We start from the raw sequence: 26,730 nt of genomic DNA, 5'->3' as shown, positions 1-26,730 counted from the left end.
CTCATTCACAGCATATTTTCAACCTTTATTTTCCATCCAATCCGATAGCATTACCTCAGCATGAAACCCATTTGCGCCGCTGTCTCCATAACAATAGGTGCATATTCCCGAAGCGTCTCTTCTGACAGCCTGCTGACCGGTCCCGATAATGACAAGGCTGCCGCTACTTTGCCCTTGCGATCAAAGATCGGCGCTGATACGGCTGCTGCTCCAGGCTCTCTCTCTTCATAGCTCGTTGCATATCCCAATTCTCTAATCTCTTGCAGCTGACTCATATAAGTATCTTGATCAACAGACAAGGGGATATCAAAATTGCGTATCAGCTGCTCCTGCTCTTCTCTTGCTGCAAACGCAACCAACACTTTACTCGATGCGCCAACAGACAGAGGCAGCCTCACACCAACAGGCGCTACCCTTCGAATTGCTTGATTACTCTGCACAGCCTGAACGCGTATCCGCTCATTGCCGTCCTTCAAATACAAACTGACTGTCTCTCCCAAGCGATCTCGAAGACGCTCCATCGCAGGCAGCAGCAGAATGGCCGGATCATCACTCTGTGACATATGTGCCGCAAGCTCCCATATGCGAATGCCAAGCCGATACTTCTCTGTTGAAGGATTGCGTACAACAAATCCCCTGTCCTCCAGTGTTGTCAGCAAACGATGCACAGTACTTTTATGTAAACCGATCTTGCCAGAAATTTCTGTAAGACCCAGATCTGATTGCTCCGTAAAGCATAACAAAATATCCAATGCCCTCTCGACCGCTCGAACCGTTAATTTGCGATCTTGCTCTTCCATGGCATAATCCCCTCTCTGTTTCATCACGTGAAACCTGGTTACATAAATTATAAGAGAATCGAGGATCAAAGTAAAGATTTAATTGAGAATTAATCTCAATTACACAGCTCATTTTCTCTCATCCATCGATCATAATGGAAACATTTCGGAATAAGTCTTCCTTCACTTGACAAACATTTTTCACCATTAATTTCACTTACATTACAAGTGTGTAACAATTAGTCCCAATCGATTGACTTTAGACAGGACGCATCATAGGATAAAGAATAAAGTTATACCAACCTCATCTTTGATTACAAGTTGGTTTTAGTAAATTAGTCCTATATAACATTCTATTGGAAGGAGGAGTATGATGTTTCCTATCTCCGAGAATAGATCACTTAATCAAAACGTATCGAGTGCTCCTCCCGCACTTTCCACTCGGCTCATCCGTTTTAAGCATATTGTGGTTGCCCTTATTTTATCGATTATATTTTTCCTTGTATTTTGCTTTATTGCTCTTCATGCTTATATCGCATGGGTACTGTCCTATCCGGCAGTAGCTCCGGTATATTCCAATCCGCTGCTGTCCAAGGGCATGGAGTATGAAGAGGTGACTTTCCCTGCTACAGACGGAAGCCGGAACGTCAGCGGCTGGTACATCCCTGCCGAGGAGAACAGCAGCAAAACGATTGTGTTCAGTCATGGCTATGGTGCCAACCGGGAGGAATCCTGGATTCCTATGTATGATTTGGCCCATTACGCTCATCAGCAGAATTTTAATGTCATTATGTTCGATTACGGCTTCGCCTCCCAGAACACAAGAGTCGTTGCTACAGGCGGAAAGGCAGAATCGAAACAGCTTCTTGGCGCAGTACAGCTCGCTAAGCAAAAGGGAGCTCAAGAAGTTGTCGTATGGGGCTTCTCGATGGGTGCAGGAACTGCTCTCCAGGCTGCCCTTCAAACCGAGGACATTGATGCTATGATTCTCGACAGCACCTTCCTGCTGGAGCCGGATACGCTGTATCATAATATACAGAATCAGATTGACTTGCCGAAGCAGCCTACCCTGCAAATTCTAACCATGCTGTTCCCGATCCTGAATGGTACCAGTCTAAATTCCATTCCTTATCAGGAGGTAAGATCAAAGGCTTATGACATCCCTATCTTCTTCATCCATGGAACCCAGGATGAGAAGGCGCCTTATCCAATGGCAGAGCTCTTTGCGAGTAACCAGACCAATCCGAACTCTGATGTGTGGATCGTAGAGGAAGCACGTCATGAGCTCATATACAGAGAGCATCCAAGAGAGTACTTGAACAAGGTGTCTTCATTCCTTGGCGGTATAAGTCTCGCTCATAAATAGATTAAGCTGAGGCACCTTTAAACAGGTGCCTTTCTCATATCCTTTTTCAAACTCTCTCTTATTTTGACAAGTCATCATAGTCCAAGCTCTAATGAGAATAAGTATACGTTAGATCATTACGCCGTCTGCTGCTATGCATAACATTAGGTTTAAATAAGAATGATTCTTGGGAGGTGCCGAGCTTATGGAGCTCAGTTATGGACCCTATTTACCGCTGCGCGCGCTGGAAGAGATAAGGTCTTGGAAGGATACTGAAATGGGATGCACAAATATGATTACTTCGATTGCACCGGACCTTGAGGAGGCCTATGTGAAGCTTCTCAATGAATGGGGAAGCGTATTCCAACGATCGGCCGATGCAGCCGATGATCTGCTTCAGCGGGTAAGCACAGGCGTACAGCCGCCGGATGATTATGCGCTTGGTCAGCTCGATGTGCTGCTCGCCGCTGCGTTTACCCAATCGAAGGAGTTCCATCGCCATCTCGGACATATCCTTGAGCATAGTGCAGCTCTATCAAGCAACCCTGCTGCTGAGGTTGTTTTCCGATACATCCAGGACCAATCAGAGCATAATGTGAACAGACTCCGCGGACTGGATCAACCCGCAGCCATCTCCCAAAGAGTAAAACCTAGAAGCATCTGGAATGAAGAGCCCTTCCCTTATCCGGAAGTGTCGTCACCGCGAACGGGAGCTTCCGAGGAACTGGTTCAGGAATTATCCGCTGCTCTCACTGTATCAGACACCGCAGCAGCAGACAGCTCCCCTCCTGCGTCTCCAGTTCCGATTGGAGGGCACAAGCTGCCGCCGCTGCCTTATCCTTACAATGCGCTGGAGCCCTATATTGATGAGAAGACGATGCGCATTCATCATGACAAGCATCATAAAACGTATGTTGACGATCTTAACACCGCAGAGAAGAAGCTTCAGGAAGCACGGCAAACCGGGAATTTCGAGCTTGTGAAGCATTGGGAACGAGAGCTGGCCTTTAACGGAGCAGGACATTATCTCCATACCATCTTCTGGGACACCATGAGCCCGAATGGCGGCGGAAAGCCTGTCGGTTCATTGGGTGAACAGATCCGCAAGGATTTCGGAAGCTATGAAGCATTTAAGAAGCACTTTACAGAAGCAGCCAATAAGGTGGAAGGCGGCGGATGGGCTGTGTTGGTGTGGAGCCCAAGAGCACATCGGTTAGAAATATTACAGGCAGAGAAGCATCAAAATCTATCGCAATATGATATTGTTCCGCTTCTTCCACTGGATGTGTGGGAGCATGCCTATTACTTGAAGCATCAGAATGAACGCAAGAAATACATTACGGACTGGTGGAACGTCGTAAACTGGCCTGCTGTGGCAGAACGATTCCAGGAAGCCCGCAAGCTGAAATGGACTCCTTATTAAAAGTAGTAAGCACGTACCAAGACAGCTCTCCATAGTTCTTAGAATAATGTAGGCTGTCTAATCGCACCTCTATTCTCAAAGTAAAAGACCTCGTTCTGAGGTCTTTTTTCACTATACCTGTTATAGGATGAGCTTAATCGTAACGCTCCTTTAACACGGCGACTGTGCGCTCCACCTCGGATTGAGGAACAGATGGCCTAGCTCCGGTATACACCTTCTCTGCTGAAGCACCGATCGTTTCTATTAAAGACTGCATGTATGCCTCAGCAGACGGTACACCCGACAGCTCATTTAGACTTCCCATGCTCCCGTACCTCACTTGAGGATAGCCCTCATCAGCATCCCCGGCTGCCTGATCATAGAACTGGATGATGTCTTCTGTCAGCTCATCCCCGCTTCCTTCCACGATGATAAAGCCGGTAACAAGATAGGCCTTGGCCAAACGGCGCTGGGCAATTCCGCAAAACTTCCGTCCATTGATCGCGACATCATAGTCTCCCGGGCAATAGGCTCCTTCGATCTCTCCTGCCACTGCATGACCGCCCCAGGGAAGAATCGCCTTCCGAATATATTCAACCATGGATTTAAAATCATCATGGATGTTAATAGCATGTCCAGGGTTCGGAAGCATGAGACTTAGATTCACCACTCCTCTGGTCAGTCTGACCGCTGCACCTCCAGAAGGACGCACACAGGTGCTTATCCCCTTATTCCGAAATTGCTGCATGGCTTCCTCCGCCTTCTTCAGCCTGCGGTCTCGGAGACCGATGACAAGCGCATTCTCGTGACGCCAGAGATGAGCGACAGGGCGATGCCCCAGCCCCACTTGCCTGCACATCACTTCTTCCCATGCAAAAGCTTCAAGCACGTCCTCATCCTTCTTCATAAGCGGCGATTCCCAAATCTGGATCTCCTCGAATTTGTGAAGCAGTGTATCTTCCCTCGCCATGTGCGTCTTCTCCCCCTAATAAAAAAGCCTTGATCAATTCGATCAAGACTTTCCGAAATTTCGAGATTAACCTTTAACAAGAGACAGGAACTCAGCCCGGGAAGCGGCATTATCCCGGAATGTACCACGTGTAGCAGAAGTCACTGTCTTGCTGCCCGGCTTCTTCACACCACGAGCACACATACACAGATGTTCTCCTTCCACAACAACCATGACCCCATTCGGCTTAAGCGCATCCTCAAGGATGTCCGCAATTTGCGAAGTAATCCGCTCCTGCACCTGCAGACGACGAGTTACAGCCTCAACTAGTCTCGCAAGCTTACTAAGTCCGACAATTTGTCCACTTGGCACATATCCGATATGGACCTTGCCGAAGAAAGGAGCCATATGATGCTCACATTGACTGTAGTACACAATATCCTTCACAATGACGAGCTCCTCATGGTTCTCATCAAAAGTGACACCAAGTACATCTCTAGGATTTACTTCATAGCCCGCAAAAATCTCCTCGTACATGCGGGTAACTCTAGCCGGTGTTTCCAGCAGACCTTCACGTTCTGTGTCTTCACCGATCAGCTTCAATATCTGTTCAACATGATACTCAATCTTCTCGCGATTAGCGCCGACAGAAGAGTTCATGTAATCTTTAACTCCAGCCATTCCTTCTTCCTCCTCCCAAGCGGCATACACCTGTACCTGGCAGGCAAGATTGCAGCATTATCTTTTTCTTCCCTGGTTCTTGCGCATAGGCGGCTGCATCTTGCCTGCACCATTTCCGCCCTGCTGGGATTTCATCATCTGTTGAGCACGCTGCATCTGCTTGCTGTTCAAATTGTAGCCCATTTGTTTTGCCATTTTTTGTAGAGCCTCAGGATCACTCTGCATCTTCTCAAGCTGCTTGCGCAGATAGAATGCACCGATAAAGAATCCCCCAACGAGGCCCACAATTAGTGTAATAATGGGAATAACGATATCCATACTTATACACCCCTGTTTTTCGCTTGATTGCTATTCTTAACGCATCATACACGATATCATAGCATGTAGAAACGCGGCTAGCAAACGCAATTTGGTGTTTTTGTCAATTCGACTTCTGCCCTTCCAATGAGAGCAGGCGTTCCTTCACGTGCAGCCCTCCAGGGTATATCGTTACTCCACCCTCACTTCCCGTTAAACGGTGATGAGGAATAATAATAGGAAGCGGATTTTTGGATACCGCCGCCACAACCGAGCGAACAGCCTTCGGTCTACCTATCTTCTCTGCTAATCCAAGACTTGAGACATGCTGACCATATGCGATCTCTGTGAGTGCCTGCCATACCTGCAGCTCGAATGGTGTTCCTCTTAGATCCAGCTGAAGCTGGAACTCCGTACGCTCACCAGAAAAATATTCCTGAAGCTGCCATGTCACCTCTTGAAACCGGGATGGATCATGTACAAAATGATATTCACCCAGCCAAGTGCGTGCCCATTGCTGCAGATGTGCCTCTCTTACGGTATAGTTGCCAAAATCGAGCCTTGCAAGTCCTTGTTCCGTGGCACAAAGCGTCAGCTCTCCTGCTTCTGTTGATATTTCATGATAATAAACAGGCTCACCCGTAAGCTTGGTTACCGGAGTAGGCTTCCAGGCTGCTTTGTTGTCACTGCGATTCAGTGCCATATTAGATTCATTGTTACTGCCATCCGATGAACTCGTTTCAGACGAACCAAATTCAGCCGCAAACTCTGCTTCGGATTTCTTCTTCTCGGATAGAGGCCCCATGAGCAGCTTCTCCTGGGCTCTCTGCAGCATGTCCAGTACGTTCCCATCTTGTTCTCTTGCAGCAGCTTCCGATATCACATTCATTGCTTCTTCTCCTCCTATTTGGCTGAGCGACCAAGCAGCGGTTCCTCTCAGTTCGGGACGAGGATCCCGCAGCAATACTTCGCTCAGCTCGGGTACAGCGCTTTGATCTTTAAAATTGCCAAGCGCGATGACGGCATTGCGTTGTATTGGTTTTTTACCTCGCCAAGCGGCAGAGCTGTGTCCAAACCGTTCCTTAAATTCCTTATTGCTCAGGAAGAGCAGCGGTTTAAGCAAAGGCTTGACAATCTCGGGGTCGGGCGCAAATTCAGGATGATGATCCCAATTCTTCCCTCTATTCTTCGGGCATACGATCTGGCATGTATCACAGCCATACAATCGATTCCCGATCTTCTTCATATATTCTTCGTCCAAAAAGCCTTTGGTTTGCGTCAAAAAAGAAATGCACTTCTGGGCATTCAGCTGTCCCGGGCCAACAAGCGCTCCTGTAGGGCAGGCATCAATGCACTTCGTGCATTCTCCGCATCCTTCTGTCACCGGCGCATCCGGTGTAAATGGGATGTCTGTTATGAGTTCCCCTAGAAATATCCATGAACCGAACTTGGGTGATATGATCGCGCAGTTTTTGCCACTGAAGCCGATTCCCGCCCGCTCAGATACAGCCCGGTCCACCAGAACACCCGTGTCCACCATATTCTCAATGCGCGCCTCTGGAACCTTCTCCTGGATAAAAGCGGTGAGCTTGTCCATCGCTGCCCTCAGAACATGATGGTAATCCTGTCCCCAAGCTGAGCGGGCCAATATCCCTCTGTAGCTGCCAGGCTCTGACTTAGGCGGATCCTTCATCTTGGATGGGTAGGCAATGGCAATAGCAATGAGCGAAGCAGGCTTACCCGATTCCAGCGCGGGATTGACCCGCTTCTCAATATCAGGCTCTTCAAATCCTGACTCATGGCCCTTGGCACGATGCTCCAGCAATATGGAACGCAAGGATTCAAAGGGTTCAGCGGAGGCAAAACCAATATCATCGATTCCAAAAGACGGTGCTGCCTGCTTGATCTCCTGCTTCAGCCACTCAAAATGTACTCCTGGGCTTACGAGCGAGTCTCGACTAATCATATGATCACCTCTAATCTAATCCAATTCATAATATCTCTGGCTGTCTTCAATGGAATAAACGTGAATTCCTCACATATATCTGTATAGCCTAATCTTCTGTTCCCATTCACAGCTTCTTCATATCACTCATCGGCCAAAAAATAAATTCGGCCTTCCCGACGATCTCTTCAGCTGAGACACTCCCAAACGATCGGCTATCCTTGCTCTTGCCTGCATGCCTGTTATCTCCCATAACGAAGTAACGGCCTTCTTCAAGCCGGATTGGACCAAAATCCGGATCCTCAATTGGAGTATTTGTATAGGGTTCCGTCTGAGGCTCTTCGTTGATATATAGTACGTGTTCCCGTATTTCTACCATATCCCCGGGAATACCAATGACTCTTTTGACAAGGAATTCTTTACGATCAGGCGTATGGCTCGGATCATGCAGCACGACGACGTCGTGACGCTTCGGCGTATCAAATTCGTATACGATCTTATTAATGAACAAACGATCTTGTTCAACTAGGGTTGGCTGCATTGATTCGCCCTTAACAATGGAAATATTGAAGACAAACAAATTAAGAAGCAGCATCAGTACGACAGCAACCAAAATGGTCTTAAGCCAATCCAGAAGCTCTCCAGACAGAGTTGAGCCCGAAGAGGATGTTGTCGCCGTATTCTCTATATCTGGCGGTATTTCGCGGCTCATTTGCTTCTATCACCTCAAGATTATATTAAAAATGCCATATCAATAGAAAAGCATATCTCAGTTCCATTTGCAATTGGAAGCCAAGATATGCCTATTATGGATTAGCAATAAAATAGAATAATACCTATGTTCTCTCTCTATATCTAATCTCGCTCATTGCTTGAACATGAGACGCCAATCTAGCAAACCTATACCTTGCATTCAAAGCACTCTATTAGCTGTGTGCAAGAATACTAAGATTCTGGAATGCCTTCATGACCTGACTAGCTCCGTAACCCATCGCTTCATATAGCGGCATCGCGGCTTTGTTATGCTCATCACCAGCGACCCACACCCCTCTTACCTTGCGCTGTTGAAAACGCTGTTCAAGCGCCTTAACCAGGGCTTTTCCAACGCCTTGACGTCTGAAATCAGGGTGAACCGCAATACGATAAATACAACCATGGTTCTGATCAATAGTACCGATTAAAGCACCGATCAGCTCCCCATCCTGCTCAGCAACCATAATAAGGTCTGAATCCCAGGACAACTGGCGAGCGAAAGGACCCATCGTGTTCTCAAAGCAATCTTCCGACAAAGCAGCCGCAAGAAGCTCTGTTACACCATTTGCGTCACTCAACTGAAAGGAACGAACGTTCATCTGCTAAATCTCCCTTTTCGTTATCTTTAGTGAGGTTTTACAAAAAAGGCACGCCCTTTTTACCAAAAACCCGATGATGATCCATCTGAATATATTAGAATGATATGTACAGACGGAAAAACCGGCAAAAAGCCGGCCGAAACATCTGCCACGCCTATTAAGGAGAGCCAGAAATGTTCAGGAAATGATAATATGACAAAAAACGAGATATATCTTCTTCATCGTCCATTAAACCACACTTTGCTCCAGAAAACACGCTTTTTCTTCTGTAAGCGCTTAATATCAAGCGCTTACATTTTTATTGCTAAACTTTGTATATTTGGTGTTAAACTAGTTAACACAGTAATAGAGTTTGAAAATTGTTTTGTTAATTTCATGTTATATTAAAACCCTTTTATAACAGCTTAACAAACAAAAATGTTGATTAAATAGACTGAATAAGGTTTAATATAAGTGTCGAGGGGAAATCTACATAAAGATTTAACCTTTAATTTATTTTTAGGAGGAATTTCAATCATGGCATTCCAATTACCAGCACTTCCTTACGCAAACGATGCATTAGAACCACATATCGACGCTCAAACGATGGAAATCCACCACGATCGCCATCACAATACTTATGTAACGAACCTGAACGCTGCTTTGGAAAGCGCTCCTGAGCTTCAAGAGAAATCCCTTGAAGAGCTGCTTGCGAACCTCGACAGCGTACCTGAGAGCATCCGTACAGCAGTCCGCAACAACGGCGGCGGTCATTACAACCACAGCCTGTTCTGGGAAATTATCGGACCTAACGGCGGTGGCGCTCCTACAGGCGAAATCGCTGCAGCAATTGACAGCGAGCTAGGCGGCTATGACAAATTCAAAGAAGATTTTGCAAAAGCAGCAACAACTCGTTTCGGCAGCGGCTGGGCTTGGCTGGTTGTTGGCAAAGACGGCAAATTGGCAATCACAAGCACGCCTAACCAGGACAGCCCTGTATTTGAAGGCTTGACTCCAGTTCTTGGTCTGGATGTATGGGAGCATGCTTACTACCTGAAATATCAAAACAAACGTCCTGACTACATCGGAGCATTCTGGAATGTAATCAACTGGGATGAAGTAAATAAACGTTACGCTGCAGCGAAATAAGAATTAGACCTCTGCAGTTAAACAGCGGCAACGCTGTTTGCTTCTAAAAAAAGCAGTCCAGAATAAAGCGGCCTTTGCCGTTTTATTCTGAGACTGCTTTTTTTCTTAAGCTCTTCACTATCTAGTCTTTCAACTCATTAAAATAATCGCGCAATAATTTCAGAAATACATTCGGAAAGGCCATGGTATCCATATCCTTCGGCTCGATCCATCGGTACAGATGTCCTTCTTCCTTATATGCTTCGACCTGCTCTGCAACCATAGAGGATGTCAGCACAGCTTCCGCTTCTGCACAATGATATACCTGCAGATTCCAATGAATATGGCTGAAGGTATGCTCAGCCATTCTCCAGAACGTTGTAGGCTTAACGTGATAGCCCTCCTCAAGCAAATGTCCGGCAATCAGATCCATCGCAGGCTCGTGAGGAACCAGATGGGCCAGCTCGCCAGGTGCTGATGCCTGCATATGAGGAAGCTCCCACATCTTGGCCAGCAAGCCGGTTGCAGGACGCTGACGAACCAGCACCTTCCCTTCATTCACCCCCGTACCGACAACAAGCGCAGCAATTCTCTGCTCGGGGCGAGGGGGCTTGGCCTTTTTCTTCACAGGTAAGGTTTCTTCCCGTCCCTCAATCCGTCCCGTGCACATCTCCATCACTGGACAGGTCAGACAATGTGGAGATTTGGGTGTACATACGAGCGCTCCGAGCTCCATTAGTGCCTGATTGAAATCCGATGCTCGTCCCTCCGGGATGAGCTCCTCTGCCAGCGACTCCATCTTGACTCTTGTGCTGCCCTTCATAATGTCATCTTCGATCAGAAAATAACGTGACAGCACCCGCATGACATTTCCATCTACCGCAGGCTGTGGCTGATTAAACGCGATGCTCAGTATTGCACCCGCAGTGTAAGGACCAACGCCTTTAAGATTAAAGACCGCGTCCTTCTGGTTCGGAACTTCCCCGCCATGCTGCTCCATGACCTGCCTTGCGGCTGCCTGCAAATTACGGGCACGAGAGTAATATCCCAGTCCCTCCCACAGCTTGAGCACGTCCTCCTCAGGAGCCTCTGCCAAATCCTGTATCGTCGGAAAGCGTTCAATAAAACGCTGAAAATACGGGATCACCGTATCCACTCTTGTCTGCTGCAGCATGATCTCCGATACCCATATGTAATACGGGTCCCGATGTCGCCGCCACGGAAGATCGCGTTTATTTTGCATATACCAATGAAGCAGCTCCGTGCTAAAGAATTTTTTTGCATTGCTATGATTCATTCGATTCCTATTCTCCCATTCTGTAATACTAAATGATTCGTATAATCCTCAGTTACATCCGTTCAACGATGGCGAAGGCAGCGGCCACACTTGGCTGATGCGAGATGCTGATGTGTACCATGTAAGAATACTCGCCGCTAAGACCAAGCCGTTTCCAAGCGGACTCAGAGATCGTCGCAGTCGGCTTCCCCAGCTTATTCGGTAAAATCTCAATATCCTGGAAGCTCAGCAGCTCCCCGATTCCACAGCCAAACGCTTTGGATATCGCTTCCTTCGCTGCAAACCTTCCGGATACATACTGAACTTCACTCTGTGTACGCCCACTAAGTACAGCTCGCTCCTCTTCTGTCAGCACTCGGCTGAGAAATCTGGCCCTATGAGTGCCTTCCATGATTTGAGCAATCCGGTCTGTCTCCAGCACATCGTTGCCAATCCCGTAGATCAAGCTCTTCACCACCTTTTCAACCTAATCTATTGTATCAGTTGTTTGGACAAATCAAAAACCCTCGTCAGGGCAGTAAATTGTCCCATATTACGAGGGTTCTCTTGCTTATAGGCACCCGCTAATCAGATACCCGGAATCGCATTGCGTTTATGTGCTGTACGAAGGTAGGCTGCTTCAAGCTTCTCTCTTGCTTCTGCATTGATCTCCTTGCCTTCCAAATAGTCGCTGTTATCATCATATGTAATACCAAGTTCCTTCTCATCGGTCTGGCCTTCCCATAGTCCCGCTGTCGGCGCCTTGTCCAGAACCTCCTGCGGCACGCCCACATAGGCTGCAATTTGACGGACCTGACGTTTATTCAGGCTGGTCAGCGGCGTAATATCAACGGCGCCATCGCCCCATTTGGTGTAGAAGCCCGTAATAGCTTCCGATGCATGATCTGTCCCGACAACGAGCAGATTCATTTCAAACGACAATGCGTACTGTACAACCATTCGAGTTCTGGCCTTCACATTCCCTTTGCCCTGCGGTGTCATATGACGCGGAGCTCCAAGAGATTTGAAACCATGCTCTACTTCAAGAGCAATCTCGTTGACCGCTTCTTCGATATTTGTCTCCACCGTATATTTCAGGTCAAATGCCTTCGCTACCGCATAGCTGTGGGCAATATCCACTTGTTCTCCGTAAGGCTGGAATACGCCCAGTGTCTTGTATTCTTCACCCTTCTCCTCTGTCAGTTCATCCGTAGCCTGCTTACAGAGCGCTGTCGCTACCGCACTATCAATACCGCCGCTGATCGCAATAAGCAGTCCTTTTGTGCCTGACTTTAGGACGTACTCCTTCAGGAAATTCACCCGTTTCCGAACCTCTTCTTCCACGTTGATCTCTGGTTTCACTCGTAATTCTGCGATGATTTGTTCTTGTAAACTCATGTTTACGCACCCCGTCTCTTAGAGATTAGTAAGTATGAATAATGGAAAAAGCCAAAACGCCCCGTAATTTCGGGACTAATCCGAAAGAATCGGGGCGTTATGTAACTAACTTATTTGCAATACTGGTTAAATGCTCCCACCAGATCAGCCGCAATCTCTTCAGCAGAACGATTCTCAATCTGATGACGCTCGATAAAGTGTACCAGCTCTCCATCCTTCATCAAAGCAATGGAAGGGGAGGATGGCGGGTATGGAGCAAAATATTCACGAGCTTGAGCAGTCGCTTCTTTATCCTGACCTGCAAATACCGTAAACAAGTGGTCAGGGGTTATTTCATTCTCCAGCGCTCTGGCTACACCAGGACGTGCTTGACCTGCTGCGCAGCCGCAAACCGAATTGACGACAACAAGGGCAGTTCCTTCAGCACCCGGCAGTTTAGCTTCTACTTCTTCTACGGTACGAAGCTCTTCGATACCGAGACGTGTCAGTTCATCCCTCATTGGTTGAACCATATCTTTCATGTATTGGTCAAAAGACATTGACATGTTCTATTCACTCCTTCACTAACTTTTATTATACATTCCTAAGTTGTGAACGCAAGAGATAGACATGTCAAACCAGGCACCTGAGATTTTACTGACCAAGAATGGCCTGTAATCTCACGAAGTAACAAACCTACGTTGCCGGGAAATTATCCCCGTCGAGCTTCTTGTCAACGATTTGACCTTGCCCTCTCTGGTTCTTCTTATTGGACTGCTTCTGGATTTCCTGTTGTTTGGAATCATTTTTCGCCATGGGAAACTCTCCTTTTTCACTTCAAGATTAGGATTCTCACCCGTTTAACTAACAGATGGCCATGTTATTATGACTCCAGACGATCATTTCTATCCTTCAAGCAGCATATACAAGCAGGCAGCTCTACAGTTTAAAAACAACGGTAAATATCGTGCCCCGTCCATCACCAGAGTCCACCTGAATGGCGGCGTTATGCCGCTCAGCAATACCCCGGCATAACGCAAGTCCGAGACCGGTGCCCTTCGATTTGGTCGTATAAAAAGGCTCGAACAGCTTCTCTTGGACTGCCGGCGGAATACCCGGACCTTCGTCGATGACCTTAAGCAGGATTCGATTCTGCTCACACGATGTCTCGATATAGAGTGTTCCCTTGTTGTCCATAGCCTCCATACCGTTACGTGCCAAATTCAAGATCAGCTGCTTCATTTCCTTGGAGTTCAGATGATATTTAGGTATCCTTTCGCTCAAGTTAAGCTTAACCGACTGCCCCCTCATGTTCGCATCAGCCATTAGCAGCGGAAGCATATCGTGGATAATATCATGCAGGTGAACCTCTTCCTTCTCAACGATCCGATTCTGAGCGAGGGACAAAAAATCCGTTATAATTCCGTTTGCCCGGTCTAATTCTTCCATAACAATCCGATAATAGTGATCAAGTGACCGCGGACTTCTCTCATGCATTAATTGCAGAAAGCCTCTTACGACTGCCATTGGATTCCTGACTTCATGCGTGATACTGGCAGCCATTTGTCCAACAAGGCTGAGCCTCTCTACATGTGCAAGCTCGTTACGGAGATTCTCCAGCTCCGTGATATCCTGCAGCACAAGTGAGCTTCCAATCAAGGATCCTTCATAAGGATCTCTGACCGGTGAGATTAATGTATGGAAAATATAAGGTCCGACATTCAAATACTCTGAAGAGATCTCTCCACTCTTTGAAGCAGTTCGGATTCTCTCTGTTACTCGTGACCCGTGTTCTTGTCCAACGATCGATTCAATGCGCTTGCCAATCATATCGGACTCCTGATTCATACCGGGATTCCTTCTGCGCAGATCGTCTAACATTCGCTCGTTCATGTTCACAATTCGCCCATCGACATCAAAAGCGACGACCGAGACAGGGATCGTGTTCAATAGCTGCTTGTTCAAATGGGAATGGTGCATGAACTGCCTGCGTTTCGCTTCAATCTCGGAGGCAAGCGCCTGCTGCACGAACTGAAGCTCTGTGAATTGAATAATGGCCAGTCCTGTTCCTAGAGACAGGAGCGAGTAAACAAGAGAATATAGAATAAAGTCAATCTGAACCGAGTCTGCCTTGGCGAAATATGAAGCAAACGCTGCAGCCATGCTGATCATTGCGAAGAGCGCAAATGGAATCAGGAACAGCTTTCTTTTGCCTTCCAGTCCCTCTTGCTTGAAACGCTTTGCCAGCACGAGCAAAATAGGATACAACAAAATACCGGATTGAAGAAAGATCAGAGGATCATTCCATAAATCCGTTGTAAATACAAACAATAACGCACTAAAAATCGACACAAATAGACCCGCCGAAGTGCTTCCATAAAGAATTGCCAACGAAACAGCGAGTGTATCTAAATTCAAATACAGGGAATCAAATAAAGTCGTAGAGAAAACAACACAGAACACCATGGATATTATGCATGCCAGCAGCAAATGTCTCTCAGTAGTCTTTGAAATAGGAGACGAATTCAAGTCATGAATAGGACTGCGCATGCGTCCAATAAATAACGAAAAGAGAAGTGGCGTAATTCCTGCCAGCAGGATCTGCAGCAGAATATTCTTGACAGCAAACACAGGCGTTTTATCTCTCCTCTCATTTCGTTCACTGACAATCGACCTTATGTAACCTGATTAAAACATAGGCGACAGTATATTACAATATTTTCTATGTGTAGTTATGCAAATGAATCATTATATCCCTCAAGAAGACGATAAAATTGTTTCTAATAACAAAACATAAACAAAAAACGACAACGATCGGCGAATCTGTTACGATGTTTGAAGGAATTTGTATTGAAGAGGAGATTTATTAAATATGAAAAAAGTAATTGTCATCGGTGGAGGACCTTCCGGCCTTATGGCTTCCGTTGCCGCTGCTGAGCATGGTGCATCGGTTGTTCTCGTTGACAAAGGCAATAAACTGGGGCGTAAGCTTGGCATATCCGGCGGAGGACGCTGCAACGTAACCAATGCCAAAGATCAGGATGAGCTGATCAAGCACATTCCTGGGAACGGAAAGTTCCTCTACAGTGCATTTCAGCATATGGATAATCAAGGAATAATGCGTTTTTTTGAAGATCTAGGCATTGCCTTGAAGGAGGAAGACAACGGCAGAATGTTTCCGGTGTCTGACAAAGCCAAGACCGTCGTCGATGCATTGATTGGCAAAGCAAGCTCGCTGGGTGTGAAGATGATGACAGACTCCCCCGTAGCTGAGGTCCTCTATGAGGAGGGCAAGGTTGCTGGTGTGAAATTAGCTTCAGGCAAGGTTGTTCCAGCTGATGCGGTCATTGTAGCTACAGGAGGCAAATCCGTGCCGCAAACCGGATCAACAGGTGATGGCTATCCTTGGGCAGAAGCCGCGGGACATACCATTACAGAGCTGTATCCAACAGAGGTACCTATTACCTCTAATGAAGCCTTCATCACCTCCCGGGAGCTGCAGGGTCTCAGCTTGAGCGATGTCGCTCTGTCAGTTCATGATGCGAAGGACAAGACGGTCATTCGGCACGAGGGAGATATGATCTTCACCCACTTTGGACTGTCCGGCCCCATCGCGCTGAGATGCAGTCAGTTCATTCGCAAGGTGCAGAAGAAGACGGGGACGAAGAATGTCATCATGAAGCTCGATTTGTACCCGGCATACCCGCTATCCAAGATGGAGCAGGACCTGAAGGACAAGCTTGAATCAGAGCCTAAGAAAGCCATCAAGAACGCGCTGAAAGGTATTGTTCAGGAGCGGCTGATTCCTGTTGTATTGACAAAGGCAGCGCTGGACGGTGAGACAACTTATCACCATCTTCCAAAAGGCTCTATTGAAACGCTGGCTGCTGTCCTTAAGGGCATGCCGATTCAAGTGAATGGCACACGCTCGCTTGCCGAAGCGTTCGTTACCGGCGGCGGGGTGCATTTGAAGGAGATTTATCCTAAGACCATGGAATCCAAGCTCATGCCCGGCCTCTTTTTCTGCGGTGAAATCCTGGACGTTCACGGCTATACCGGGGGTTATAATATTACCTCCGCCTTCTCCACAGGCTATACGGCTGGCAAGCATGCTGCTATGGAAGACACTTACTAAGGGTCATAAATGAACAATTTAAGATAAGTACACACCAAAAAAAAACGATCCTTCTTCATCCATATTGTCGATACGGTGAAGGAGGATCGTTTTTTTGGTGTACAAGCTATTTGAAGTAAAGTTTGCTTGTTATTTAATCACTGTTACGAGACCCGGAGTATTACGCCTTTACGCTTCCGGAGAATCCGCCAAATGAGCCTCCGAATTCGGTATCCTCGGTTCGGTTATGCTCTTCCGCGAACTCTGTGTCATCATCCTCTGATGCTACATCGTAGCCTGATGACTCCATTCCATAGGGTGAATCGGAGTAGCCCGCCATATAGGATTCATCCAAATCCTCATTTACAGTATGTGCAGGAATCGGCATATAGGCAAACTCCGTATCACTCATTTGATTCATCTCTGGAGTCAAAGCCTCATGCACCTGCTGATTGCTGTCATCCTGAACCTCTCCGCCATAGGCTTCAATAATTTCGAGCGCTGAGGTTACATCCTGTCGCTCAATGTTGACATCCATCATGCCACCGCCAATCATATTTGGCTTGTAGCCCAGCTCGACGAGCATATCAAATGCCCCGCGGGCCTTCTGATCATTCTCGAATTGAACGAGAAATGCCGCATCATTCATTCTATTTCACCCTTTCGTTCTGTCTCTAAAATTAATTACCCTTAACTGTGCGCCCGTCACGCTAAGAGTAATATTCCACAAGGTGAAGTAAATTATATTAAATCGTTCTTTCGAAACAAAAGAAGCCCGGCTGCTGTTGACACAGTCCGGACTTCCTCTATCTAAACACCAATATATAATAACTCTCGTTCATGGATCTCGAAGAAGAATGGCATATGACTATCACACTAGCTATTCTTCTCTCTTGCCTGCAATCTGAGCCTGTGCAGCCACTCCTGACTCGACCGGTGACGGCGGCTGCTTGCGCAATCCCGCTGTGACAATAAATCCGCAGATTCCAATGATAAACATGATAAGAAATAAAGAATGCAGGCTTAGCTCCAGTACTTGCTGCAGCAATGCCTGAATGTTCTCTGGCAGCTCAAGCGTTCCGTGCGGCGCCAGAATCGTATTGATATCCTTCTGTGTTACGCCCTGCTCCGCTAAATTCATGGTCTCTGTATGTGCAGAAATTCGTGAGTTCAGCCATGTTCCAAACGCCGCTGCCCCAATCGTTTGTCCTAACGTACGCATAAACGTGTTGAGCGCAGTAGATGCTCCTCTCTGCCGATAGCCGACAGAGGATTGGGCAATAATCGTAAATACAGTGAAGGAGAAGCCGAAGCCCAGCCCATATACGAACATATAGAAGAGCAGCAGCCAGCTTGGTGAACTCGCGCTAAGGAAGATCAGTCCGGCGGAGCCGGCGACAATCCCGGTCAAACCGATCAGGGAGGTATAACGAGACCCCAGCTTCATCAGCAGTCGTCCCGCAAATATACCGCCAATCAGCCACCCGATGGACATCGGCGCAAGCGCAAGTCCTGAAGTCGTAGCGTTCCCTCCCTGCACACCTTGTATCCATAATGGCAATAACTCGTCAGGCCAATCATCAGGGCGCTGGTCAGTAAGCCTGCAATGTTGGCCAATGTAATATCACGTATCTTAAACAGTCCGAGCGGTACAATCGGCTCCTTCGCCTTGGTCTCCACGAATAGAAAAATCGTAATAAACACGACGGCAGCAAGTAATAGACCCAGGATGAAGGGAGAACCCCACGAGTAAGCGTGGCCTCCAAGGGATAGAGCAATGAGCAGGGAAGTAATGCCGACGGTAAACGTAATCGCTCCCAGATAGTCGATTTGCACTTTTTGCTTCACAACATCTTCCTTCAGATACCTGCCCACATACCACATGGCCAGCAGACCAAATGGAATATTGAAGCCAAATATCCACGGCCAGCCCAGGTAATCCACAAAATATCCACCAATCAGCGGTCCCAATAAGGAAGAGATGCCCCATACAGAGCTGATCATGCCCTGAACCTTACCCCGTTCCTCAATGCTATAGATATCCCCGATAATCGTAAAAGTCACCGGTACGACAGCACCAGCGCCAATCCCTTGTATCGCCCTAAACAAAATCAAGCTCTGCATGTTCTCGGCAAAACAGCATAGCAGGCTTCCGATCAGAAATAGCCCGACACCGATCAAAAAGACGGGCTTACGCCCGAACAGGTCACTGATCTTCCCAAAAATCGGCGTACTGACCGCCATCGTCAGCAGATACGAGGTGAAGATCCAGCTGAGCAGCGATACATCACCCAGTTCACTAACGATGGTCGGACCTGCCGGACCGATCACCGTTCCTTCAATTGCGGACAAGAACGTGGCAAGCAGTACACCCGTCAGAATAAAGCCCCGTTTTGGAATGTTAGCCTGTGTATTCAAGATTTATGTACCTTCTCTCTATAATTTACATCACTTCAACCATCATAACATGAGCTTACTTGCCATGGAATAATGAAGTAAAGTTTCGAGAAGGGATGTGACTGCTTACTTCTGCACATCCAAACGCCCATCTGCAAGATGCCATATTTGATCGGCATGAGCAGCCAAGAGCTCGGTATCATGCGTAATCATCAGGATCGCTGCTCGCTCATCCACCTTCTGTCTGCACAGCTGTATGAGGGCCTCAATCATGGCGTAATCAAGTCCGGCTGTCGGCTCGTCCAAGATGTAGAGCTGCTTCGGGACGACCAGCTGGGCGATGACACTGAGCAGCTTCTTCTCACCGCCGCTGAGCAGATAGGGCGAGGCATTCTTTTTGCCGATTAATCCGGTTACCTTAAGCAGATCCATTGCTGCTTCAGCATGAGCTTCCGGAATAACATCTTCAGGCTTCAGCGACAGTGCTCCCCGAATCCCGTAGATACATTCCTCCCGCACCGTACTCGCCACGAATTGATGCTCCGGCTGCTGAAAGACGTATCCCATCTCTCTGGACAGCTGATGCACCTTGAGCTCAGCGATATCCCTGCCTTGAAAATACAGGCTTCGCTTCGGCACCGGCAGCAAGCCCATCATGAGTCGGCTCAGGGTCGTCTTGCCTGAGCCGTTCTCGCCGGTCAGTAGGGTCCACTGACCTGCTGACAGCGTACCGTTCACCTCCTGCAGCGCCTTGCGGCCAGCAGGATAGGTGAACGTAAGCCCCCGCGCCGCGAGCAGCGGGGGCTGGCCTTGGGCCCGTGCCTCCCGCCCCGGAGCTTCGCCTCGGGGCGGGGGCGTAAGGCCCAAGGCCGCAAGCTCCGCAGCATGCTCGCGGAGCAGCTCCTGCGGCGTGCCGGCGAAGCGCACGGCACCGCCATCCAGGACGATCACGCGCGACGCTTGCAGTGCGTGATCGTCAAACCGCCCGGACGCGGTGATGAGCGTCCGGCCCTGCTCGTGCAGCGCGCTGCATAGCTGCACGAGTCTTCGCTGCGCCGGCGGGTCAAGGCTCGCCGCCGCATCGTCGAAGACGAGCACCTCTGGTGCGAGCGCCAGAATGCTGCTGATTGCGGTCCGCTGCTTCTGCCCCCCGGACAGCCGGGACACTTCATCGAACCGTTTCTCCACAAGCGACACAGCGCTGAGAGCGTCACTTACCCGCTGTTCCAGCAGCTCAGGAGCAAGGCATAAGTTCTCCGGGCCAAATGCGACCTCGTCCTCGACGATGCCCTGAACGAGCTGTGCATCCGGGTCCTGAAATACCAATCCGCAGACCGCTGCAATATCGGCAATCGAAGCGACGGCCGGGTCCAGACCACGAACCCGCAGTTCTCCCGTGCGTTTCCCTCCGCCGGACCGGGGCAAGTACCCATTAAGCAGCTGACATACCGTAGATTTGCCGCTTCCGCTGCCTCCGATCAGAGCAACCCGCTCCCCTTGGGAAATGGAAAAAGAGAGGCCCTTCAGCACAGGGCTGGCCTCTCCTTCGTATTGATAGCTGACATTTTTGAATTCAACCATGGGTTTATGAATCATAAGATTATTGTGTGCATCCTCCATATCTCCCGCTCCTTACACTTCTAACGGCTGCTCGGATGAACGATACCTCTTCAAGAGACCCGTGCGAATCAATCCATCCCCCAGCACTTTTGTCAGCCATCCGCACAGCACGGCACCACTAATGACACGAGTAACAAAAGCACTAATAAGAACAGGCCAGCCCCACGCCGTGTAGCCAAACATTTGCGCGGCAAAGACAAACCATAACGGCACAAGAGCCGCACCTGCGATGAGCATAAAGGTCAGATTCCATCTCTTATATCGTGTGATCCAGCATAGCCCTTCCAGAACTACCATATAGCATAGTGCCGCAACAATGATAGATGCCAGACCGTAGGCGGAGCCTATAAAGCTCTGCACCAGCGCACCTATACTGTATGTAATGACAGCTGTACCCGGCTTGCGGATAATGTAATAGGCCAGTAATCCATAGATCATATATAATCCCACAATGGTCGAAGTGGCAATAGGGCCTCCGAAATTGTTCAGCATTTTGTTCACGACCGACAAGTAAAAGGTCATGGCCCCATTCGCTGTCGCCAGCATAGCCATCAGAACAATGTCCAGGGTAGTAAACGCCGCAAAATGACGTTTAAGCCGAGATTGTTTATTTGACACGATCCTCTCTCCATTCTGTTCAGATATGATATAGCGATATACTTATACAAATTAGCAAGCTCAGTTCCGTCGACGTGTCTTGAGAATGCTTTACTGTACTTAATTTATAGACATGCCATTCAATTGTCAACATAAAAATAATCATTTTAGGTTAACAATAAGCTCAGAACAAGATACCATGATGAGCTGAACCGCTCACCACACCATTCCGATCAACACCATCAGAACGCTTCCCCCTGCATACCACGCACTATAACGCGAGAACCTGCGAACTCTTAGATAAGTACGCTCCGGATAGGCCCCGAACCCTTTTGCCTCCATTGCTCCAGCCGTCTGCTGCACTCTTCGAACACAGTTGACCAGAATTGAAACACCATAATTTCGATAATAACGAAGCTTATTGCGGATTCCTGTCTTCGGTTCACTTCCTCTCACCTTATGCGCCTGAGCAATCACTCTCCCCTCCTCCTCGAGTAAAGGCAGAAACGTGAGGGCAATCGAGACGCCAAACGCAAACCGGTACGGCACCTTCAAACGAAGTGTCAGTGAATGAACAAAATCCCGTGGATCCGTTGTTGTAATAAACAACAGAGATGAAACAAACAGATTAAACATGCGCACGGTTAGCGCGCCGGCCAGCATCATACTGTCCTCTGCGATATGAATCGGGCCCAGCTCCCATAACAGTTCCTTCCCAGGCACTGCGAGTGTAGTTAAGACAAAATACGGAAGACCAAAGCTAAGCACGAAGAAGACCGCTTTTCTCAGCTGTGAGAAGGGCAGTCCTGCACCTAATTTTCCAATTACCAGCAGAACGAGAAACATCAGTCCCTGTACCAGCAAATGCTCCGAATTCAGAACTGCTGCGGTCCACGCCGCAAGCATCACCAATTTGCTTAATGGGCTGATCCGGTGCAGTAGAGAGGCTCCCCTCCGATATTGAAGCAGCATTACTCCATATTCCTCCTTTATTCTTCAGATTTCTATTTATATTTCCATTCCTCAAACAAAATGGAGTGCATTTGCATATCCTTATATCCAGTCGATGTATAGTGCAACTGCCTAAGCAGGCCCTCACACTGGAATGACAGCGCATGAAGAAGCTGCTGTGAGGCTGTATTTCTAGGATCCACCAGCGCTTCAATTCGATTCAGTCCCATCGTTTCAAATCCGTATTGCAGCAGGGCTCGAAGCGCTTCTGTCATGTATCCCTTGCGCCAATGTGTGGAAGCAAGCTCATAGCCAATCTCTCCACGGAATGCACCTTGAAGCTGCCAATAATTAAATCCGCAGCTGCCGATAACAGCGCCGCTCTCTTGGAGAATGATCGCATAGCGGAAGCCGTCTTCTGTCCGTGAGGCCTGATCCAGCAGATCAATCATATCCTCTGCCTCCTGTACGCTATGCATCGCTGAGATGTTCATATAGGCAGTAACCTTTGGATCGGACCAAATGGTGTAGATCTCTTTGCTATCTTTTCTCATAAGCTTGCGAAGCAGCAACCGCTCCGTCTTCAGCTCAGGAATGTAACCGCCGCATACATACATTACTTCATACTCCTTTTTGCTCATGTACTGAAATGAATAATTCCAATTGTAGTTTATCTAATCACAGGATTGAAATGGTGACAAGCGTTTAATAATAGGTAAATGTGCCAAGTGGACATGAATGGCCGCAGTCATTCTAACAAATACTATTACTGATGTTGAAAGGAGGGTCTTCCATATATGTATCAAATCGCTTTTCTGCTTCTCTCGGTCTATTTCCTGATTGAAGGCATCGTTTCGTTTGGATTTAGGCAAATGATACGGATGAAAGTACGCAGTGAAGACTACCTGTTCTCACTCCTGGAGAAAGCCGGTGTGTATCATCGTTCTGATTTTAAGAAGCTTCAGAAAGAGGATGTCTGGATCCGAAGCCGTGATGGACTTAAGCTGCATGCTGTGATGATTGAACCGAATCCTTCCTCCAAGCGCTGGATGATTATCGTTCACGGCTATACCGCCTCACACTTTATTTCCACACAATACATTCAAATGTTTCAGGAGTCGGGCTTTAATCTCCTGCTTGTAGATCAGCGCAGACATGGCAAGAGCGAAGGAGTCTACACCACGTTCGGCTATAAGGAAAAGTACGATATTGAAGCCTGGGTGGAATACGTGAATCAGCGTGCTGGCGGAAATTGTGTTATAGGTCTGCATGGTCAATCTTTTGGGGGAGGCACCGTACTGGAATATAGCGCAATGGCTGCTTCTAATATCAAGTTCATTATTGCGGACTGCCCCTACTCCGATCTGACTGAGCTGATGAAATATCAGCTGCGAAGGGTTCGTCTATATCCTGTATCCTGCTTCTACTATCTGGTAAGCCGGCGTGTGATGAAAAAAGCAGGCTTCCGTTTCGATCAGGTATCCCCGACGAAGGCTGTCCAAATCAGTGACATTCCCACCCTGTTTATTCACGGAACGGAGGATCGTTTCGTACCGACGAAGATGAGTGAGGATTTATATAAGGTCAAAAAAGGGTTCAAACGGCTGCTCATGATCGAAGGTGCTGTTCATGCCAACGCTTATATGGTCAATCCGCAATTATATCGTACACAGGTTCTTGAGTTTATTGACGAAGTGCTTGAGCATGAGCATGTTCAGCTATATCCTGCATCCTCTATACCTGCTTCCTCTTCTTCGGTAGAACAGCAGCTACGGACCCAATGGGGCTAGAGAAGAAGATGATGATGCTAATGAAAAAAAGTCCGGTACCCCTGAAGCGAGCTTCCTGTGACTGTCAGTAATGACAGTAAGGATGCCTCGCCTTAGAGGTGACGGACTTTTTTTTGCCGATGACCCATATGAAGATGCCACCATAGCAAGCTACACTTTATTCGTTTCTCCCACTTCAGAGCACACCGTATTCAGAACCGTCTGAATTTCCTTGAATTCATTAATCCCTGCACCGGTAATGCTGAATTGTTCATTATGGGAAGTCAGAAAGTTCTCCTGCGTCAGTCTCTCCAGCTCCTGTTTCACTTCCCGTTCACCGACTCGGTAATCTAACGCCTCCAGCCGTGTCAGGACGTCTGTAACCGTCAGATCCTCCGTTTGAGCGAGATGAAGCATATGAATACGAATGAATAAGTTTTGCACATCTGCGAGCATAATCATATCCCCTTTCCGACTTCAATTACAGTATTTACTTCACCAATCCTCTTGCTTAAGAAACGTCCATCCCTTACAATGACAAGGATATCCATACAAAATTTTAGCTGGTGGGTCAATTTCATAGCTTGCTCAAAAACGTGAACAGGTCTATGAAATGGGCATACCCTATTCATACCGGAAGGTGATAAGAAATGTTCCATGCCATGACTTATGAGGGTACTCGAAGCGAGCAGTACCAAGCTGTTCTCGATCAATTGAAGGGCTTAATCTACGAAGAACCCGATGCCGTAGCGAATATGGCCAATGCCTCCGCTCTGCTGAATGTTTTTCTTAAGGACATTAACTGGGTCGGATTCTATGTATATGACGGCACAGAGCTTGTGCTGGGTCCTTTCCAAGGGCTGCCTGCCTGCATTCGTATTGCGCTTGGGCGCGGCGTGTGTGGAACAGCAGCGTCGGAGCGCAAGACTCAGCTTGTTCGCAATGTTCATGACTTCCCTGGGCATATTGCTTGTGATGCTGCGACGAACAGTGAGATTGTCGTTCCGATTGTGAAGAATGGCGAACTGTTCGGTGTGCTTGATATCGACAGCCCGCTGCTTAACCGTTTCGACGAAGAGGATCAGGTGTTCCTGGAGAAATTCGTGAGCATACTGGCAGCACAGCTGTAGACTGCTGTATATAATCTTTCAACACAAATAGCAGGGCGTGGATGGTCTCACCACGCCCTGCTATTTTATTAGGAGCTTCTATATACCACGGTTCATGACAACAAGCTTCAGCTCAGTCATTGCTTCTATCGCATATTTAATCCCTTCACGTCCATATCCGCTTTGTTTGACTCCGCCGTATGGCATATGATCCAATCGGAAGGTAGGAATATCATTAATGATGACGCCTCCGACCTCCAATAGATCCGCCGCCTTCAGCGCATGTTGAATATGATTCGTATAGATTCCTGCTTGAAGACCGTATACCGAATCGTTCACCTTCTCAATTGCCTCATCAATCGAGCTCACTTCGTGAATGACCACCACCGGACCAAACACTTCCTGGCTGGATAGCTTCGCCGAATGCGGCACATGGGTCATAATCGTTGGCGCAAGCACCCGTTGTGAGACCTCACCACCGGTAATGAGCTCAGCACCTTCATGAACGGCTTCCTCGATCCACTCCAGCACCCTGCTCGTGTCCTCCTCTGAGATCAGGGCTGATACATCCGTTGCTGCGTCCAGTGGATCCCCCGTTACCAGCGCCTCCGTTTTCTCTCTGAGCAGCTCGATAAATGAAGAAGCTGCCGACTCATGCACATAAATCCGCTGGACCGAAATACAGACTTGTCCCTGATAAGAGAATGAACCGTGCGCTATACGCTCTGCAACCACATCCAGATTGTCGAGATTCTTATCTACTATGACGGCCGAATTCGAGCCGAGCTCCAGTGTAACCCCTTTGAGTCCTGCCTTCTCCCGAATCCCCTTACCCACACCTGGACTGCCTGTAAAAGTAATATGCTTGACCCGTTCATCAGACACCAGCAGATCTCCGATCGTTTTGCCGCTGCCGCTCACTACATTCAGAGCCCCCTTGGGCAGTCCCGCCTCCTCAAACAGTTCGGCGATGAAATAAGCGGACAGCGGAGTCTGACCTGCAGGCTTGAGTACAACTGTATTTCCTGCCGCTAGGGCGGGTCCCAGCTTGTGTGCGACCAGATTCATCGGGAAGTTAAACGGAGTGATTGCCCCGAGTACACCAACCGGCTCTCTCACGGTATAAGCGACTCTTCCCTCTCCTCCGGGCGCTGCATCCATTGGCAGCGATTCTCCCTGAATTCGGCGGGCTTCCTCTGCCGCAAAACGATATGTTTCGATCGTTCGCTTGACCTCGGCTCTTGCTGCCTTCATTGGCTTGGCTGCCTCTCTTGCGATAAGAGCAGCCGCTTCTTCCTGCCGATGGTGGAGCAGGTCCACCACCTTGCTCAATATAGCTGAACGCTCATGCGCCGGCATACGCCGGGTCAATGCATAGGCTTTTTCGGCACTGGCGATGGCTGCTTCGACATGCTCCTCCTCAGCCACAGCGATCTCTGCAAGTGGTTCCCCGGAATAGGGAGAATACAGCGTCTTCCACGACGCTCCTTCTATCCATTCTCCTCCGATATATAACTGTTGTTTGCGCATGCTGCTTCCTCCTCTATATCAATCATTTATCGATATTCTTACAGTTCTTCACAATCTCTATTACCCAATACATAGGGCCAAGCCAGAGGGACATACAATATACAAACTAACGCGCGGACGATTCGTCCTAAGT

The 26,730-nt window shown here is 48.1% G+C and carries 25 protein-coding genes and 1 pseudogene; 6 read left to right on the top strand and 20 right to left on the bottom strand.

Annotation, left to right across the window (positions count from 1 at the left end; genetic code table 11):
• Window positions 1–50: 50 nt before the first annotated feature.
• Window positions 51–800 carry an IclR family transcriptional regulator gene (locus PUW25_RS02975; RefSeq protein WP_047911590.1) on the bottom strand — a complete coding sequence of 250 codons (750 nt, stop codon included), beginning with the start codon at window positions 798–800 and terminating at the stop codon, window positions 51–53.
• Window positions 801–1,152: 352 nt separating this feature from the next.
• Between PUW25_RS02975 and PUW25_RS02970 the strand changes: the two genes are divergently transcribed.
• Both PUW25_RS02970 and PUW25_RS02965 read left to right on the top strand, forming a co-directional pair.
• Window positions 1,153–2,145 carry an alpha/beta hydrolase gene (locus PUW25_RS02970; RefSeq protein WP_152557706.1) on the top strand — a complete coding sequence of 331 codons (993 nt, stop codon included), beginning with the start codon at window positions 1,153–1,155 and terminating at the stop codon, window positions 2,143–2,145.
• Between the two features lie 184 nt (window positions 2,146–2,329).
• Window positions 2,330–3,547 carry a Fe-Mn family superoxide dismutase gene (locus PUW25_RS02965; protein ID WP_047911589.1) on the top strand — a complete coding sequence of 406 codons (1,218 nt, stop codon included), beginning with the start codon at window positions 2,330–2,332 and terminating at the stop codon, window positions 3,545–3,547.
• 133 nt (window positions 3,548–3,680) lie between these two features.
• On the opposite strand, the gene PUW25_RS02960 is transcribed toward PUW25_RS02965, so the two are convergent.
• From PUW25_RS02960 to PUW25_RS02935, 6 genes are all read right to left on the bottom strand, one after another.
• Window positions 3,681–4,496, bottom strand: coding sequence for a lipoate--protein ligase family protein (locus PUW25_RS02960; protein ID WP_047911588.1), 816 nt, complete (start codon window positions 4,494–4,496; stop codon window positions 3,681–3,683).
• A gap of 66 nt (window positions 4,497–4,562) precedes the next feature.
• Entirely contained in the window at window positions 4,563–5,156 is a 594-nt protein-coding gene (folE, locus tag PUW25_RS02955) for a GTP cyclohydrolase I FolE (protein WP_047911587.1), read from the bottom strand.
• Window positions 5,157–5,213: 57 nt separating this feature from the next.
• Window positions 5,214–5,474, bottom strand: coding sequence for a YneF family protein (locus PUW25_RS02950; protein WP_076314651.1), 261 nt, complete (start codon window positions 5,472–5,474; stop codon window positions 5,214–5,216).
• Between the two features lie 103 nt (window positions 5,475–5,577).
• A complete protein-coding gene (queG, locus tag PUW25_RS02945; RefSeq protein WP_047911585.1) occupies window positions 5,578–7,419 on the bottom strand; it encodes a tRNA epoxyqueuosine(34) reductase QueG in 1,842 nt (613 codons plus the stop codon).
• Between the two features lie 106 nt (window positions 7,420–7,525).
• Window positions 7,526–8,110 carry a signal peptidase I gene (lepB, locus tag PUW25_RS02940; RefSeq protein WP_047911584.1) on the bottom strand — a complete coding sequence of 195 codons (585 nt, stop codon included), beginning with the start codon at window positions 8,108–8,110 and terminating at the stop codon, window positions 7,526–7,528.
• A gap of 214 nt (window positions 8,111–8,324) precedes the next feature.
• Window positions 8,325–8,750, bottom strand: coding sequence for a GNAT family N-acetyltransferase (locus PUW25_RS02935; protein WP_274338524.1), 426 nt, complete (start codon window positions 8,748–8,750; stop codon window positions 8,325–8,327).
• A 516-nt stretch (window positions 8,751–9,266) separates the two neighbouring features.
• On the opposite strand from PUW25_RS02935, the gene PUW25_RS02930 reads away from it, so the two are divergent.
• Window positions 9,267–9,878 (top strand): superoxide dismutase, encoded by a 612-nt coding sequence (locus tag PUW25_RS02930; protein WP_076314654.1) that lies wholly within the window; start codon window positions 9,267–9,269, stop codon window positions 9,876–9,878.
• Between the two features lie 121 nt (window positions 9,879–9,999).
• On the opposite strand, the gene mutY is transcribed toward PUW25_RS02930, so the two are convergent.
• The 5 genes from mutY to PUW25_RS02905 all read right to left on the bottom strand — a co-directional run bounded on the left by mutY (window position 10,000) and on the right by PUW25_RS02905 (window position 15,141).
• Entirely contained in the window at window positions 10,000–11,154 is a 1,155-nt protein-coding gene (gene mutY, locus PUW25_RS02925) for an A/G-specific adenine glycosylase (protein ID WP_047911581.1), read from the bottom strand.
• A 52-nt stretch (window positions 11,155–11,206) separates the two neighbouring features.
• Window positions 11,207–11,608, bottom strand: coding sequence for a holo-ACP synthase (gene acpS, locus PUW25_RS02920; protein ID WP_337999903.1), 402 nt, complete (start codon window positions 11,606–11,608; stop codon window positions 11,207–11,209).
• A gap of 113 nt (window positions 11,609–11,721) precedes the next feature.
• Complete coding sequence (gene nadE / locus PUW25_RS02915) at window positions 11,722–12,531, bottom strand: ammonia-dependent NAD(+) synthetase (RefSeq protein WP_047911579.1); 810 nt, start codon at window positions 12,529–12,531, stop codon at window positions 11,722–11,724.
• Window positions 12,532–12,641: 110 nt separating this feature from the next.
• Window positions 12,642–13,076 carry a BrxA/BrxB family bacilliredoxin gene (locus tag PUW25_RS02910; RefSeq protein WP_047911578.1) on the bottom strand — a complete coding sequence of 145 codons (435 nt, stop codon included), beginning with the start codon at window positions 13,074–13,076 and terminating at the stop codon, window positions 12,642–12,644.
• A gap of 373 nt (window positions 13,077–13,449) precedes the next feature.
• A complete protein-coding gene (locus PUW25_RS02905; RefSeq protein WP_047911577.1) occupies window positions 13,450–15,141 on the bottom strand; it encodes an ATP-binding protein in 1,692 nt (563 codons plus the stop codon).
• Window positions 15,142–15,382: 241 nt separating this feature from the next.
• Here PUW25_RS02905 and PUW25_RS02900 point away from each other — a divergent pair, with 241 nt between their 5' ends.
• Entirely contained in the window at window positions 15,383–16,645 is a 1,263-nt protein-coding gene (locus tag PUW25_RS02900; protein WP_274338523.1) for a BaiN/RdsA family NAD(P)/FAD-dependent oxidoreductase, read from the top strand.
• Window positions 16,646–16,805: 160 nt separating this feature from the next.
• Here PUW25_RS02900 and PUW25_RS02895 read toward each other — a convergent pair whose 3' ends face one another.
• The 6 genes and pseudogenes from PUW25_RS02895 to PUW25_RS02870 form a co-directional block, all read right to left on the bottom strand.
• Window positions 16,806–17,273 (bottom strand): hypothetical protein, encoded by a 468-nt coding sequence (locus PUW25_RS02895; protein ID WP_052511889.1) that lies wholly within the window; start codon window positions 17,271–17,273, stop codon window positions 16,806–16,808.
• Between the two features lie 231 nt (window positions 17,274–17,504).
• A pseudogene (locus tag PUW25_RS02890) lies at window positions 17,505–19,042 on the bottom strand (MDR family MFS transporter).
• A 105-nt stretch (window positions 19,043–19,147) separates the two neighbouring features.
• Entirely contained in the window at window positions 19,148–20,641 is a 1,494-nt protein-coding gene (locus PUW25_RS02885) for an ABC transporter ATP-binding protein (RefSeq protein WP_274338522.1), read from the bottom strand.
• Between the two features lie 12 nt (window positions 20,642–20,653).
• A complete protein-coding gene (locus PUW25_RS02880) occupies window positions 20,654–21,193 on the bottom strand; it encodes an ECF transporter S component (protein ID WP_205054500.1) in 540 nt (179 codons plus the stop codon).
• 261 nt (window positions 21,194–21,454) lie between these two features.
• A complete protein-coding gene (locus tag PUW25_RS02875; RefSeq protein WP_274338521.1) occupies window positions 21,455–22,210 on the bottom strand; it encodes an energy-coupling factor transporter transmembrane component T family protein in 756 nt (251 codons plus the stop codon).
• A gap of 32 nt (window positions 22,211–22,242) precedes the next feature.
• Window positions 22,243–22,806, bottom strand: coding sequence for a GNAT family N-acetyltransferase (locus tag PUW25_RS02870; RefSeq protein ID WP_274338520.1), 564 nt, complete (start codon window positions 22,804–22,806; stop codon window positions 22,243–22,245).
• 180 nt (window positions 22,807–22,986) lie between these two features.
• On the opposite strand from PUW25_RS02870, the gene PUW25_RS02865 reads away from it, so the two are divergent.
• A complete protein-coding gene (locus PUW25_RS02865; RefSeq protein ID WP_274338519.1) occupies window positions 22,987–23,979 on the top strand; it encodes an alpha/beta hydrolase in 993 nt (330 codons plus the stop codon).
• A 150-nt stretch (window positions 23,980–24,129) separates the two neighbouring features.
• Here PUW25_RS02865 and PUW25_RS02860 read toward each other — a convergent pair whose 3' ends face one another.
• Window positions 24,130–24,414, bottom strand: a complete 285-nt coding sequence (locus tag PUW25_RS02860) for a hypothetical protein (RefSeq protein WP_047911571.1) — start codon at window positions 24,412–24,414, stop codon at window positions 24,130–24,132.
• A gap of 194 nt (window positions 24,415–24,608) precedes the next feature.
• On the opposite strand from PUW25_RS02860, the gene PUW25_RS02855 reads away from it, so the two are divergent.
• Complete coding sequence (locus PUW25_RS02855) at window positions 24,609–25,088, top strand: GAF domain-containing protein (protein WP_274338015.1); 480 nt, start codon at window positions 24,609–24,611, stop codon at window positions 25,086–25,088.
• Between the two features lie 78 nt (window positions 25,089–25,166).
• Here the strand turns inward: PUW25_RS02855 and PUW25_RS02850 are convergent, their stop codons facing one another.
• Complete coding sequence (locus PUW25_RS02850; RefSeq protein WP_274338518.1) at window positions 25,167–26,597, bottom strand: aldehyde dehydrogenase family protein; 1,431 nt, start codon at window positions 26,595–26,597, stop codon at window positions 25,167–25,169.
• Between the last annotated feature and the right edge of the window lie 133 nt (window positions 26,598–26,730).

Origin of the sequence: Paenibacillus urinalis, from assembly GCF_028747985.1 — a bacterium.
Classification (GTDB): Bacteria; Bacillota; Bacilli; order Paenibacillales; family Paenibacillaceae; genus Paenibacillus; species Paenibacillus urinalis.
This window is presented reverse-complemented; position numbering and strand designations above follow the sequence as displayed.